The sequence below is a fragment of the Anatilimnocola floriformis genome (assembly GCF_024256385.1).
In the GTDB taxonomy this organism is placed as follows: Bacteria; Planctomycetota; Planctomycetia; order Pirellulales; family Pirellulaceae; genus Anatilimnocola; species Anatilimnocola floriformis.
Genome location: NZ_JAMLFW010000002.1, coordinates 1133387 through 1147353, shown reverse-complemented (window position 1 = coordinate 1147353; position 13967 = coordinate 1133387). Strand labels below are relative to the sequence as shown.

Here is a 13967-nt window from a genome sequence, read left to right as displayed (position 1 = left end):
TTTATTTTTGGCTCAAAAGCTGGTTGCGTATTTCGGCGGCGGCATTCTGCTGTCTGGCATCACCGGCCTGCAGTTCAAGCCACGTTTGTAGGCGACTTGCCCAGCGAACACCTTGCTCGTCTCGCGTGTTCTCAAAATAGTAGCCGGGCTCACTTGTCTCTAGTAATTCTATATCTGCAAATGTCGTTGCAACTTCGGGTTTGCCTGGTAGCAGCGACTGAGCAAGTTGCAGATCCGAAACGGCGATGCGTTGCGGTCCGCCCTGAGCGAACATGGCGTAGCGCGAAACCGACGATTCGCCGGTGATTGCCCACTGCAAATTGGCTGCTGACGCAAAGCACTTAGCCACGTCAGTTCCAAGTGGCAAACGGAAGGCCTGACGACTGCGGATCGGCGACAGCCTTTTCCATTCAGCGCCGAGTTGATCGAGTAGCTTCAGCGGTTGGTTGAGAACGATGGCTCCGCCCTGCTTGGTTACGATCAGATCATCTTGCAACGCAGCCACGGCTTTCGAGGTTTGTGACAGCGAAAGATCGAGCCCAGCCGCTTGAATGGACTCGCGTAGCGCATTGAGTGAATCCCAACGGCCACCACTGAGCAACGTGCGGGCGACCATGGCCGAGCGGCCGCGATAGGGATTGCTCAGCGGCCGGGAATCGGGATAGCGATTGGCTTGGCCGGTGCTGACGACATAAAGACGCCGCGGCACGATCACTACGCCATTGCCACAAAGATCGATGCCGCTGACCTTGGCTTCTTCGAGCGAGCGCAAGCTCTCGGGCGAAAGGTAGGGGACGAAGATCATCGGATTTTCGTCGGGCCCGGTGGCTTTCTGGATTTGCGCCACCGCACTCTCGATGGCGCGCGGTGCGCTCGCCGTTTTTGCTTCTACAGCAAAACGGAAGCGATCCTTCTCGCCGCACAATTCGAGTTCGATGGTGGCATCGATCGATTGGTCGCGACGATTGCGCGACGATTCGGTGACGATAAAGCGATCCAAGACGACGCTGCCTGCGACGAGGGAGCGAAGCATCTCTGATTCGGTGATTTTCTCGATTGCGTTCATTTTCCCATCCGGGAAATCGGCTTGTTTCAGGAAATTGTAGCTTGTTTTCCTGAAAATGCCAATTTTCCCAGCTGGGAAAATCGCCGAAAATAAGAAAATCAGGGCCGGAAAGCGTGTTCCAACTCATCCAGCACGAACTGTTCGCTGACGGAGACTTTGGCCCCCAAGCCGAGGATGCCGCCGGAGGTAGCGGCGATGTCGCGGGCGCGGCCGAGGATTTCTTCGGCGAGATGCTTCGCGCGGTCGGGCGGCAGGCGGACAGCGAGGGCCGCGATGTATTCCTTCCAGGCGTCGACCATTTTTAGTTCGGGGCGAGTGGCTAACCAAACTTCGAGCAGGGCGCGGGCTGCCGTGCCCGATTCGATGCCGTGCTGAACGGCGGCTTTGAGGATGGCGTCGCGCTCGCGGCTGCTGATGTCGCCATCGGCCCAGGCCACTTCGCACAGCGGCAACAAGGCAAGGCAAGCGAAGGTTTCGGGCCGAATGCCGGCTGCGAGCAGATCGCGCAGCAGTTCTGGATCGTCGATGCCCGAGACTGCGGCGAGCGCCGACGAAGCATCATGCTTGACTGGCGATCGCTGCGAGTGCGCTTCTAACTCAGGGCCCGTGTGCTGAGCAAAATAAGCGTCGAGCGCCGCGAGCCGCTGTTGTTCTTCATCCATGGTGGTGCGATCCCGCCCGAGTCTAAATTGGAACAATCAACGCCCACCGAAAATGCCGGTGGCATACCACACGCCGTTCGTCCCTCGCTTCATATCGTAACCAAAGTACGAGTGGCGAGCACTCACGCCTGCCCAATGCCCCGGCGATTGGCTCCAGCTGTGAACGCATTCTTCGGCGGCGTCGAGCAGATTTTGCCCCGGCCAACTTTCGGCACACACCTCCTTCGCGCCGCCAATGCCCAAGCCGGCGTTGATCTGGTGGAAGCGGGCTTCCCAGTTGTGATGACCTTGCAGATTGATGCTGGCCTGATGCTGCGAATGTTTCTCGGCTTCCTTGGCGAGATAGTCGCTGTGCGGCGACCAGGCGCTGGCCGGTTTGGCAGGATGCGTCCGGACGGCGAACATCAAAGTTCGTTGCGTGAGCGTGCCAGTCGGCAATTCGCACAGCACTTTCAGCTTCGCCGCGGTAATCGGTCCATGCTGAAACGGATAAACCGTTACGACGTGCCCAAACACCTTTTGTTCGGCATCACGAAAATCGATCATCACCAGGCCGGGCCCGCCGAGCAGCTCCTTCATCGTCGAATGCTCGATCAGCTTGAAGGTCTTTCCCTTCGATTCGATCTCGGTGCTCGTATTCACTTTCACCAGCGTCATGCCCGCGAGCAACGGCGCGACGTCGGCTTGGTTGAGCACGCTGGCGGCAAACTTCTCGTTGGCTGGTTCCTGTTTTTCATCTGCAAACCATACGAGCAGGATTTGTTTGGCATCGCGGGCCGCTTCGGTGGCGTCGAGATAGTTGTCTTGCCATTTCAGCGGTGTTTCGGTGCGAATCTCCGGCAGGGCTTCGGCAGCGAGTGCTAGCGAAGCGAAAGAGACCAACAGTGTTGCCGCGAAACCAGATTGCCAGCGCATCGGAGCCTTTCCTTTCGCGCGGTGCTGTTGGGGCGTGAAGCCAAAACGTGCTGCGAATACGCAGAACAGCCACAGCGCAGTTCAAAACGGGGGAAGATTGGCGAGAACCGAAGACCACTCTCGCAGGGGTGCGGAGCGTGGCACATCCTTTGCCAGAGAGGCGGGGCAGTCATGCCCGCGCGGCAGGGTTGTCTCTGAGTGCGCGGTTTTCACAGCGAGCGCAGAGAATGTTCGTAGGAGTCGCAGAGAATAGGGCAGGCGGGAGTCTTGCGTCAAGTAGGTCAACTTTGCCTGATACATGATTTACATGACGGGAGAAGTCTGCAGAATATGAAGTCGACGTTGCGGGCTGCTGATCTCCCCTCGGTGGAACCGATGGTTATTAGTCCTAAGGCAGCTAGCGCACGCATGCACGCACAAGCAAGGTGGCGATTATGAGGAAGATTCTTTATTGGGGTGCCTTTGCGCTGGCCGGACTGGTGACACAAGCTCCGGTCCAAGCTCAGAACGATGCACCCGCGCTCAATGCCGAGGTCAAGTCGCTCGACAAATGGCTCGGTTCCGATGCCAATGCCAAGACCTGGCGCAGCTATCTGCTGCTCAAGGAATTGCAAGCCGAAGTCGGCGGCGACCGCGAAGCCAATCCCGCCGTGCTGGTCGAAGCCTGGCGGCGGTTCAACAGCGGCGAAGCCGGCTTGGAAGGAGCTCGCTTTCAAAAGGTCCGCGTCGCGCTCGACGAATACATTAATAACCGTACGAAGCTCGCTCGCGCTCAAGTCGCCGCGGCCGTGAAAGATGCCAAGTTCGCCGCGCCGGCGAACGATGTTGTCACCAAGGCTCAAACGGAACTCCGCCAGGCCGCTGCTGCGGTTCAGACGCAGGTCAAGGCATTGCCGGCAGCTCAACGGGCTTACTTCGATCTTCCCGCGCTCCAAGCCATCGCAAGTGGCAAGGGTGACGATGCCCAGCTCGCAGCCCTCGGCACCAAGCTCGCCAAGTATCGCTGGCTGGTCTACGACAAGGAATATATCGACGCCGTTGCCAAACTGAAGGCCGAGAAAAAACTCGAAGCCATCGAAGTTGCCGACCTGGCGCTATGGAACGAAACGAAGGTCGAAGGCCTCGCCGGCGCCGCCTTCTCGCGACTCCGCACCGCCATCCGCCGCGTGCAAGATCTGAACGCCACGACTGGTCTCAAGGACGGCGAAGGCTCGACGAAGACGCTGCTCGAAAAGCTCGCCGCCGACGTCGCCAAGTCGCAAGAAAATCTCCGCGCCGACGCCGTGCCGAAGGGCATTGATCCCAAAACGACCGAGCCGCTGCCGTTTCCCGCTGCCGTCGAAGCTGCCGATACGCTCGGCAAGTTGCAGCGCACGGGTCAGGCCGGCGGTGTGACGCGCGAAGTCGTGGCGGGCTATTCGCTGCCGAACCTCGTGGTCTATGCCTCGCAAGATTTCTTCGCGGGCGGTTTGCAACAAGAGATCGATCGCGTTCGCCCAGTGAGTGACAACATTCTCGGCACGAGCGTCAGCGGCACGGCCCACGTGGTCGGCGCGACGACGGTCGATATGCTCACCAATCCGCTGCAAGCCGGTTACTTGATCAAGCTCGGCGCGACGGCCAACTCGAACACCATCGGCTACAACGGCCCAGTGGTGATTTACAGCACGGGCGTAACGCAACTCAGCGGTCAAAAGAAGATTCACTTCGACGACGAAATCGGCGGCATGCAACCGAGCCCGGCCACCGCGTCGGCCTCGACCTGCACGACGATCAACAGCATTTGTGCTCGCAGCCGGCTCATCGAACGAATCGCCTGGAAGCGGGCCTCGGCCAGCAAAGCCGAAGCCGAAGCGATTGCCTCGCAACACGCCGCGGCCAATCTGAGCGCCGAGATGGATTCGCAAGGTGTGGATTCGACGAACAAGATCAACAAGGGCTTTGAAGAAAAGTATCGTCGGCCGTTGATCATCCGCGGCGAATATCCCAAGCAGTTCCTGACTGCGACCAGTGCGAACAAGATGCAGGTCGTCCTGTCGCAAGCCAGCGCTGGGCAGCTCGGCGCACCGACGACTCCGCCGCAAGCGCCCGAGGGTGACATTGCCGCGCAGGTGCATGAGTCGTTTGTGATGAACTATGCCCATGCGATGCTCGCTGGCCAAACTTATACGGCCCTCGAAATGCGGCAGATGCAGGCGCAAATGGGTGGCGAAGTTCCTTCGTTGGAAAAACTCGCCAAGGAACGCCGTTACGAAAGCGCCAACGATGCCGTCGCCAAGCTGGCCGGTTCGCTGATTACATTTGACGAAGAGATTCCGCTTCGCGTCGAGTTCCGCGGCGGTCACGTGCTGATCGTGATGCGCGTCAAGCAACTCGAACGCGTGCAGAACTACGGCGGGCCGAAGGACGAACGCCAGGTGATGGCCAAGGGCATCGAAGTGACCGCCCTCTACGAGCTGAAGCAAGTCGACGGCGACTGGGTGCTCGAACGCGACAAGATGGGTGAAGACGTCGAAGAAGGTGGCGAAGGCCAAGCCGCCGACATTCCGGATGTTCGCCGCGGTGTGTACAGCGCCCGCTTCTCGAAGGAGCGTTCGACGCTGGTCAGCCGGACCGAACAAGCCAAGTTCACCAATCGGATGCGCCGCGATGTCTTCCCGATCGTGATCAAGGTCGGCCCGATGGATTTCTCCAAAAAGAAGTCGACCGGTGCTAACAGTACGGCGCAGAACTTCGGCAACTGGTCGAAGTTGCCGCCGCTGCCGACCACCACGGCCAAGTCGGCCGAAGGTTGGTTGACCCTGGCTTGGACCCTGCCCGCTGCCTCGCCAAAGGCAACTGAGCAGAAGCCGGCCGAAAAAGCCGAAGCGAAACCTGCCGAACCGGCGAAGTAGTGTCGTCCTCACGCTCCGCGTGGGGTCAGGCCACACGGAGTGTGGCCACTACACTGGCGACGGCCGGTTGTAGCGGTTCTGGCAGTCAATCCGGGTGAGTGTGCTTCACAGCCCGGAGAGAAAGCGCGAACCCCTTGCGACGCGCGGGTGTCGTGTCCTATATTCCATTGATCAGTCTGCGGGCATGGCGGAATTGGCAGACGCGCAAGATTCAGGTTCTTGTGTCCGTAAGGACGTGGAGGTTCAACTCCTCTTGCCCGCACTCGAAAAGCCGCTTGGGTTTACGACCTGAGCGGCTTTTTTCTTTTCTTGAAATTTGTCGGCCGTTCTAGGCCCTCAGTTTGGTTAGTCGCGGATTACCCTAACCTTCTCGCCCAACTGCGAAACTCCAGAAGCAGTTGTTTTCAGAGACCCAATCCGAACGGTCTCCAGAGAGCCGATGGTGGACAGGCTGAACAGGCCGCTGTCGTCAACGTCGCAGTCTTGCAGTCTGACCCGCGACAGTTTTTTCAGTTTCGCCAGGTGTTTGAATCCGGCCCCTGTAATTGAAGTGTCAATAATTGCAAGTGACTCCAGATTCGACATTCTTGCTATGCTCGCAAAGGAAAGATCTGAAACACTGCAGTCTTCGAGGCCCAGAAACTGAACATCGAAGAGTTCGGTAACAGCATCCAGTACGGAATCATCGATTGTCCGACCTTGCAAAGTTAAAATTCGAACCTTGGGTAGCTTCCCAAGTAGTCGCATATCTAGTTCCTTTAATGAAATGTCTTTCACCGTCAGCTGCGCCAGCTCGCCGTGGCGGCGAATCGCGTCAACTCCTTTGTTGGATATTTGTGATCCTAAGATATCCACGCATCGACATCCCGGGAGCGTACTCGTAGTCTCCAGAATGTTGTCGGCGTTATCGCATTTTTCAATCGTAACTGTCAAAATCCCCGGAAGCTGTCGCATGCGATTTAGGTCTGCAGGCTGGGCCGTTGAGCGACTAAACTTGAGGCCGACAATGTCACTGGGCTGGAGTGCGCTGGCAGCGACGCCAGAGTACTCTCCACCCTCCCTCCCGAAAAAAATGACGCCATCTGCGGCCAGTACCTGAACCGCCCCGAACCCGCCGGATTGGAATTTTTGCCTAAGTGCGAATGCACCGACCGCAACCAATCCAACTACCGTGAACGCGACCAGAAGAGCGTTCCGTCTGGAAATTTTAGAGGTCGCCGCGGACATTACTTCACCTCAAAAAGAAAGAGCCGCTGAAGCGTTCGCTTCAGCGGCTCTTTTTCGTTGTTACAGTTTGGCAGGCATACGCATGTACGCTTTACCTTTAGCAACGGCGGCGCGGGCGAAAAGCCCGTTCCACACCTTGCCAGGCGCCAACACAAACGGCCACGATCGCCACGCACAGAACCAAAATTCCGGCAGCGGCTTCCGTCACCGATTCAACAATCCAGGTCAAAGCGTCCATGCTATTCTCCTGAGTATCGAATCTGGCTCGAAGAATCCCCCCGATATTACCATCGGAGCGCATCTTGCCCGGGCTTTAGTGATATTGCGGGTCGCGGTGATAGCATCGATTGGCCGATTCGTGCCTGTTTTGCCGTTCTTGAGACCGGAATGAGCATCCGTGGTAGTTTTTTCCTCGAATTTGTCATGGAAGCGTGCGGGAGAATAACGGCAACGTCAGCATGCTGAAACTGACCGGCCCGCTGGGCTGCTGATTCCCCAGAATCGCCGCGTAGGCAGCCGCGTCGATCTGATCGGCGGCTTCCAATGGGTCGCCGGTCCAGGCCAGCCATTCGGCTTCGAGGGTGGGACGCCATTGCAGGCTTTGTTGCGGCAGGAAGACTTCGCCGCGAGTGAGCTTGTCGAGTAGCAGCGCCGCGCGGGCCACTTTGTCGCGCGCTTGCGTGGCGATGGTTCGCAGCGGTAGACGGTTCTTCAGCACATCGACCGCGGCCTGGCCCAGCTTTTCGTTTTCGATCCACATTGCCCCGGGCCGCCACTCCTCGTGCAAACGCATCAGCATGCGGCACAAACCATCGAAGCCCACGCGCTCGCGCGCTTGATCGCGGAGAATCAGCAGCTTCGAGAACGGTCCGCGCGGTTGATCCCAAACTTGCGCCACGCTCCAACTCGCTGAACGTCCTTGCCGTTCGCGAGCCCGATCGGCGCTCGTGCCGGCCGGATCGATGGTGACAAACCGTCGACAGTCACGCGCGGCAATGCTCTGCACGATCTCGCCCGGCGGCGATAGCAAGTGCAGCATGATCTCAGCACCCGCGCCCGTCGTTTGGAAATACCGCAACCATTCGCTTTGAATGAGTCCTTGCTCCTGAATCGTCCAATCGCCGTGCATCAGCCGTTCGCGCGCGAGGGGCGGCAGATGAACGAGACTCTGTCGATACTCTTGCTCGTCGAGCGCCGGATTGTCGCCGATCTGCGCCGGCACATAAGCTCGATCTTGATGCCAGATAATCGCAGCCCGAGATTGATCCGTACCGTGAGCAAGGTAGTCAGGATGAATGAAGCGCGACCGAACCCACAGATGGCCGATGTTTCCCGGATTGCTCGCCGAGCGAATCCGCAGCGGCGCGTGCAGCCCGCGCTTCCGTCGCAGCCGACTGAAGAGAAAGAGGTAATCCTCCTCCGGAAACTCCGTCAGTTCGTCGAACGCGATGAACTGAAACTCGCTGCTGCCGTAGCGATACTTGTCGTGCCGATCACGTAGATAACCAAACGTCAGCGTGGCCGGTTCGGCGCCGGTGGGAAATGTCCAGCGCTTCTGCGCGCTGCTCCACGTCGCTCCTTTGCCGGACAGCCATTCGTGCGAACGCGGAATCAAACCGCCGGCCAGGTTCAGCCGCTGCGTGTCGCGCCGCAAAATCAGCGCGGCATAACCGGGCACATGCACATGCTCGAGCGCTGCCATCAACAGCGCTTCACTTTTGCCGCCGCCAGCCGCACCGCCGTAGAGCGCTTCCAGGCAAGTCAGCTGCATGAATGTCTGCTGTTTTGGCCAGGGACGATGCGGCACCCAAGCGACGGGCCGCGATGACTCGACCTTTGGTTGCGTTGGTTCCGCGGCCTCAGTGCTGAGCAGATTTTGCGCTGATTGCGAGTGACTCATGTTCTATTCCTTTGTTATGCGCTCACCGAGATACTCAAACGACGCCACGCCGCGGCCAGCCGAGCCGACGATCACTCGCTGCTCGAATCGCTGGCGACCAAGATTGCCCAGTGGTTTGAAGGATCGAAGTTGCCAGCGCGGCGACTGGCGACAAGCGCCGATCACAGCGGGATGACTGGCCGTGATGCTCACGCGCGAACCCAGCGCTCGGCCGAACTCGGCCACACGCTCGGCCAGTCGCAGGCCAATGCCGAGGCCCTGATAATCGGGCAATGTCACGATGCGGCTGATCCGCTTCTGACCTTTCTTGCCGAGCACTGGCACGAGCGCGCAAAACGCGATTGGCTGCTCTTCGTGCCAGGCCGCAAAGCAACTCGAGGCTGCATTCAAGCCGCCGCTCAGATAATGATGTCGGGCAAAGAGTTGCCACAGTTTTTTCGGCACGCTGGTAACGCGGAACTGAAGTTGCGGTCGCCGAAGACGCACCCGCGATAGCTGCGAACCGGCTGGCTGACTCAAATCGAGCACCCAATCGGGCTCCAGCCACGGCACGACATCGGCATGACAAGTGACGGCGACGAACCGGCAGTTCAACTTGCCGCTACGAATCGAACGGCTGATGGCAGCGCTCGCGATCTTGGCTACCTGGCGATCGACGAGCGAAGTGAACTCATCGAAGACGAGCAACTTTTCTTCACCTTTTGAATGGGCAGTCGTCAGCAGTGCCCGCGCGAGCTCGCAGCGAAACTTTTCACCATTGCTGAGTACTGAGTGAGGCTTGAGCCAGGCCGGCGGACTACCGAGGCCAACGGCGGTGAGCGTGTGCGTGATCTGCTGGATCGGCGCAGCGCCCAGGCAATCGATCACCGCGCGCTGCCGCGGCCAAGGTTGCGCTTCATAGAAGTGATCGGGAAATGCCGCGCGGGCCAGCGTCGACTTGCCGCTTCCTGAGGGTCCCACAATGCAACCGATCGACCACTCGTCGCCCGGTGCGGGAATATCGGCGGTGAAGGTTTCGCCCCAGGCCTTTTTCTCCGGCAGATCGAACATGCCGATGATCTGCCGGACGCGAAAACTATCGCGAACCGGCGACTCGACAGAAACGGTGCATTGCATGATGGGCTCCTCGCGCGAAGTGTAGGGTGGGTCGAGCGGTACGCCGCGAGGCCCACTATGAGTTCAGCGTCCATTGCGGTGGGCCTCGCGGGGGTACCGCTCGACCCACCCTACGGCGCTACATCGTGAGAACTTTGCAACTCAATCCTTCGGCCGAGAGTCGCTCGAAGAGTTCGCGCTGCTGCGCTTCATCGGCGCATTGCACGACGAGCTGGTACGACGCCGCGAGCGCATCATCACTTTCGGCAGCGTGGGCATCCGCGGCTTGGTCGCCGCGGAGCGATTGCAGCAGTTCCTGTAGAACAGGGCAGCTGGTCTCCACTTCCGCGGCGAGTTGTCGGGCAAGTTCCTCGTCACGGCCCGCGAGTGACGAGAGAGGATCGTAGAAGGCGAGCAACTTGTTGGCTTCGGCTTCGCTGACGTCGAGCACGAGCACCGGCACGAGTTGATCCGGCGTCGTCTCGGCGCGCAGGTGTCCATCGACTAATTGCAGGCCGCCGCCGGCGACTTCGCGGGCCAAAAGTGCGCCGGCGTAACCCACTTCGGCGAGGATCCCGCGGAGGGCATCTTGCTGCGGCGCGGGGTGCGTTCGCCAGTTGCGTGGATTGGGCTGCAGGTCCCGCGCGAGGACCCGACGAAAGTCTTGAATGCGATCACGGATTTGCATGGCAAGTCTCCTATTTCTGCGAGGTCGTTTCGAAGATTCCCGCGGCATGGCAACAAGCCAGGCAGGGCCAGAGATAAACGAGTGCGCCACAACCGCAACAGCGCCGGACGTTGGCCGGATCGAAGCCCGGGGGAGCATCGTCGGGATTCGGCAGATCGCTGGAAAAGTTGATTTCTGCCGCGTTTGATGCTGCTTGTGGGTTCGGCTGCTCTGCCGCCGCTTGCACAACTTGGCTGACGGTGGCGCGATCGATGCCCAAGCGGCGGGCGATCCAGCGCTGCGAATGTCCCTCCGCCGCCAGCTCTAAAATGCGCGCGAAGTTGATGGCAGTGCGTGAAGTGATCATGGGCAGGTCCTCAGCAATAAATGTCTTAAAATTGCGGAAGTCAGCCGTTCCTGGCCACTAACTTGTCACGGTGCAGATAGTATACATACGTACACATTCTGTCAATAGTTCTGATGACTTTTTGATGAAACTGCTTGACGAGCCGAGAGAAACCCTGCATAAATAGCGAGGAAATGTTTCACGACTCGCGGCCCAGTGCTGAAATTACTTAGGGCTGCAATTACTCGTAGGAGGTATTCTGGTGGGCAAGAAAAAAGCGGTGAAGAAAGTGGACGCGGCGTCGGATGACCGCATACCTCGCAAAGAACCCTACACGAGCGCACGGATGGGCGCCGTGCTCGAACGTATTCGTGAACAAGCCACGCGGATGTCGGCTTTGGCCCGCGCGCTGGATGACGCCAAGATCGACTCCATCGTCGTCGATGGCCACGCGATGTTGATTCGCGGTTTGAACCAGATCGAAAATTTCCTCGACAACGCCTCGCGAGCCGTACGCGAAGCCAAGACCGCACGCGAAACGCTGTAGGGTTAAACCCCCACGCTTACAGCCTTGCAGCCTCGATGCGCTGCAAGGCTTCTTCTGCCCACGGACTCTCCGGGGCCAGTTCCAGAAAACGCTGCCAATGCGTCTCGGCGTCGCCGGCCTGCGCAGCTTCGTCGAGCAATCTCGCCAAATGATAATGCGCGTCGGCGTAGTTTGGATGGTGCAGAATCGCCCCTTCGAGCGCGGCGACGGCCAGTTCGGATTGTCCTAGCTCGGCGAGGACGCAGCCGAGGTTGGCGCGAGCTTCGACGAAGTCTTCGTCGAGCTCGATCGCGCAGTAATAGCGTTCGCGGGCGGCTGATAGATCTCCCTGTCGATACAGCATTTCGGCCAGCTGGAACGACCATTCCGCCGACGGGCCATTGGCGGCGAGAGCGGCGCGGAGCAAATCGAGCGCGCCGGGCAAATCTCCTTGTTCGTCAAGCTGCAGCGCCCATTCGGCGAGTGTGGCCGCGGGCGTCGTGCTCGCGCCGCCGCTGGCCAGAAATTGCGCGGGCGAAAGGATGGTCGCCGGTGTTTCGGCGGTGGCTTCGTCGCCATCAAATTCGAAGCGTTTTTGGCCCCCCGGTTCGATCAAGCCGGAATCGCTGCGCAGCAAAATCTGCCGGCCGTCGAGCACGACACTCAACTCTGCCATCGGCCGTGCGACATCCGGAGCAGCGCGCTGCAACTTGCGGAGCTGGGCTTGAATCTGTTTGGGCGCGGCGCCGGCCTGATGGAGTTGCGCGAGCTGCCGCGCAACGGCCACTTCGGCGAAATCGAAATACGACACGCGGTGCTGCTGTTCGCAGGCTTGCAGCCAGCCGCGGCGCTGCCAGTTGCGAATCCGCCAGGTTTCGACGCCCGAGAGTTCGGCCAGCATCGCGGCGGTGTAGAGTCGGCAGGTGGCCTCTGATTCGGTCATGTTTCGAGTGATACTTCTGCAGTTACTTGGCGCGATGAATGATTTCGCACAGCCGGCCGAGATCGTTGCCGACCTTTTTGCTGTCGACGCCATCGCGGGCTGGCACACCGTTGATGAAGGCCGCGAAGGCGAGACGCTTGCCCGACGCAGTCGTCAGATAACCGGCGAGCGCCTTGCTGGTGATGAGGCCCTGATCGTTGAGGACGTTGTCCCACACCAGCGTACCAGTCTTGGCTTGTACTTTACCGCGCACCGGGCTGTCGGACTTCACGGTCTTGGCCAGCGTTCCATCGACACCCATCACCGGTAGGGCTTGTTCGAACGCGGCGAAATCTTTGCGCGTGGCTAGATGTTGCAGCAGTTGCACGGTGGCCTGCGGCGTGACGTAGTCTGCCCGCGCGCCTCCCGCGCCGCCACCGAAGGAGATTGTTTCCACATTCACGCCGCAGCGCTGCAGAAATTCGCGCTGCAACTTCATGCCATCGGCGAGTGTCTTCTTTCCCTTGCTGGCCGCGAGCAGCAGCGGCAACTCGCTGGCATGCAGATTATGGCTGACTTTCAGAATGAGCTTGGCATTTTCCGAGAAGGGTAACGACTTCAACTCGGCTACTTGCTTGAGCTCGGCATACTGACTTGCGCTGGGAAGCGAATGGGTGGGATGCTTGAGCGAGGGGCTGCACGAAACCGTCACGCCGGCGCGCTCGAGGGCTTCGATGAAGAGCGAGCGGGCCCAGCCGGCGGGATCGCTCACTTCTTGAATGCGGACGACGGGCTGTTTGTCGGCGGCTAATTTGCCCGTGATGGTGATCAAGCCATCGTGATCGCGGAGAAACATTTCAGTTTTTCCGCCGGCGGCGATGGTTTCGACACGCGACTCGACTCGCAGCAATCCGCAATGAGGCCGCCAGGTAACCTCGGCTGGCTTGCCGGCTTCGGCTGGTTTGAGCACGAGATCGATCACGTTGTCGTTGACCACAATCGGCGAGACTTGCTTCGGCCCGCTCCCCGAGCTCTCGGCTCGTTCGAATAGTTGATCGTCAACAAGCACTTCGCCGTCGACCGCCCGAATGCCGCTGGCTCGCACCTGGCGGGCGAGATCGTTGAGACCAGCGAGCGGCTCCTGCGGAGTGAGACCGGCTTCGCTGCTCCAGTTGGCGTACGTGTGGTCGGAATCGGCGAACTCGATGGTTCCTTTATCGCTCGTGCGGCCGCCGAGCGTGGGATCGCCGCTGGCCCGCAAAATCAAATCGCCACTTAGCTTGCCCGCGCTATTCACGCTGCCACGGGCGAAGACCGGCGTGCGAAAGCGGTAATCGGCACCCAGGCCATCGAGGGCGGCCGAAGTAGAAAAAATCTTTGTCGCCGATGCCGGCGCAAAGAGTTTGTGGCGGTTGTGCTCGTACACGACGTCGCCCGACTGCAAATCGACGAACAGCAAACCCCAATGCGACTGGCGATAGATGGGTTCATCGAGCAGGGCTTGAACTTGCGTTTCGAGCGAATCCTGGCCGTGACTACTGCGCGCAAAACCACCCATGGCCAGGCACAAACCCAGCAACAGGCAACCGATCGGTCGAAATGAAATGTGCATGGGGGTCGAGCAATAAAAGCTGAAGGGGAACGAGACGACCCGCCTGGCGAGCGAACCGGCGCAAACGATGCGCGACGCCGAGAGACTCATTCTAAATTCTGACCGCGAGCCGGGGGAGTGGCGGCCTGCAGGAGA

General features: G+C 59.6%; 13 protein-coding genes and 1 tRNA gene. 3 read left to right on the top strand and 11 right to left on the bottom strand.

All coding sequences use genetic code 11. The annotated features are described in order from the left end of the window. Position 1: 1 nt before the first annotated feature. The 3 genes from M9Q49_RS29140 to M9Q49_RS29130 all read right to left on the bottom strand — a co-directional run bounded on the left by M9Q49_RS29140 (position 2) and on the right by M9Q49_RS29130 (position 2643). Positions 2-1033, bottom strand: coding sequence for a hypothetical protein (locus tag M9Q49_RS29140; RefSeq protein ID WP_254512823.1), 1032 nt, complete (start codon positions 1031-1033; stop codon positions 2-4). A 131-nt stretch (positions 1034-1164) separates the two neighbouring features. Continuing rightward, positions 1165-1728 (bottom strand): hypothetical protein, encoded by a 564-nt coding sequence (locus M9Q49_RS29135; protein WP_254512822.1) that lies wholly within the window; start codon positions 1726-1728, stop codon positions 1165-1167. 36 nt (positions 1729-1764) lie between these two features. Beyond that, positions 1765-2643 carry a hypothetical protein gene (locus M9Q49_RS29130; protein ID WP_254512821.1) on the bottom strand — a complete coding sequence of 293 codons (879 nt, stop codon included), beginning with the start codon at positions 2641-2643 and terminating at the stop codon, positions 1765-1767. 434 nt (positions 2644-3077) lie between these two features. Here M9Q49_RS29130 and M9Q49_RS29125 point away from each other — a divergent pair, with 434 nt between their 5' ends. Next, positions 3078-5537 carry a hypothetical protein gene (locus M9Q49_RS29125; RefSeq protein WP_254512820.1) on the top strand — a complete coding sequence of 820 codons (2460 nt, stop codon included), beginning with the start codon at positions 3078-3080 and terminating at the stop codon, positions 5535-5537. Between the two features lie 178 nt (positions 5538-5715). Beyond that, positions 5716-5799, top strand: a tRNA-Leu gene (locus M9Q49_RS29120). Between the two features lie 83 nt (positions 5800-5882). Here M9Q49_RS29120 and M9Q49_RS29115 read toward each other — a convergent pair. From M9Q49_RS29115 to M9Q49_RS29090, 6 genes are all read right to left on the bottom strand, one after another. Then, a complete protein-coding gene (locus M9Q49_RS29115; protein ID WP_254512819.1) occupies positions 5883-6764 on the bottom strand; it encodes a hypothetical protein in 882 nt (293 codons plus the stop codon). Between the two features lie 97 nt (positions 6765-6861). Then, a complete protein-coding gene (locus tag M9Q49_RS29110) occupies positions 6862-7002 on the bottom strand; it encodes a hypothetical protein (protein WP_254512818.1) in 141 nt (46 codons plus the stop codon). Between the two features lie 183 nt (positions 7003-7185). After that, entirely contained in the window at positions 7186-8664 is a 1479-nt protein-coding gene (locus M9Q49_RS29105; protein ID WP_254512817.1) for a terminase large subunit domain-containing protein, read from the bottom strand. Positions 8665-8667: 3 nt separating this feature from the next. Continuing rightward, on the bottom strand, positions 8668-9780 hold the full coding sequence (locus tag M9Q49_RS29100; RefSeq protein ID WP_254512816.1) for a GNAT family N-acetyltransferase: 1113 nt from the start codon (positions 9778-9780) through the stop codon (positions 8668-8670). Between the two features lie 118 nt (positions 9781-9898). Then, entirely contained in the window at positions 9899-10447 is a 549-nt protein-coding gene (locus M9Q49_RS29095; RefSeq protein WP_254512815.1) for a hypothetical protein, read from the bottom strand. 10 nt (positions 10448-10457) lie between these two features. Further along, complete coding sequence (locus tag M9Q49_RS29090; RefSeq protein ID WP_254512814.1) at positions 10458-10793, bottom strand: helix-turn-helix domain-containing protein; 336 nt, start codon at positions 10791-10793, stop codon at positions 10458-10460. A gap of 241 nt (positions 10794-11034) precedes the next feature. On the opposite strand from M9Q49_RS29090, the gene M9Q49_RS29085 reads away from it, so the two are divergent. Then, the gene (locus M9Q49_RS29085) at positions 11035-11319 is read left to right on the top strand and encodes a hypothetical protein (RefSeq protein ID WP_254512813.1); all 285 of its coding nucleotides are present in this window, start codon (positions 11035-11037) and stop codon (positions 11317-11319) included. Between the two features lie 16 nt (positions 11320-11335). On the opposite strand, the gene M9Q49_RS29080 is transcribed toward M9Q49_RS29085, so the two are convergent. Together M9Q49_RS29080 and dacB are read right to left on the bottom strand one after the other, a co-directional pair. Beyond that, positions 11336-12241, bottom strand: coding sequence for a tetratricopeptide repeat protein (locus M9Q49_RS29080; RefSeq protein ID WP_254512812.1), 906 nt, complete (start codon positions 12239-12241; stop codon positions 11336-11338). A 22-nt stretch (positions 12242-12263) separates the two neighbouring features. Then, positions 12264-13922 (bottom strand): D-alanyl-D-alanine carboxypeptidase/D-alanyl-D-alanine endopeptidase, encoded by a 1659-nt coding sequence (gene dacB, locus M9Q49_RS29075; protein WP_254512811.1) that lies wholly within the window; start codon positions 13920-13922, stop codon positions 12264-12266. Between the last annotated feature and the right edge of the window lie 45 nt (positions 13923-13967).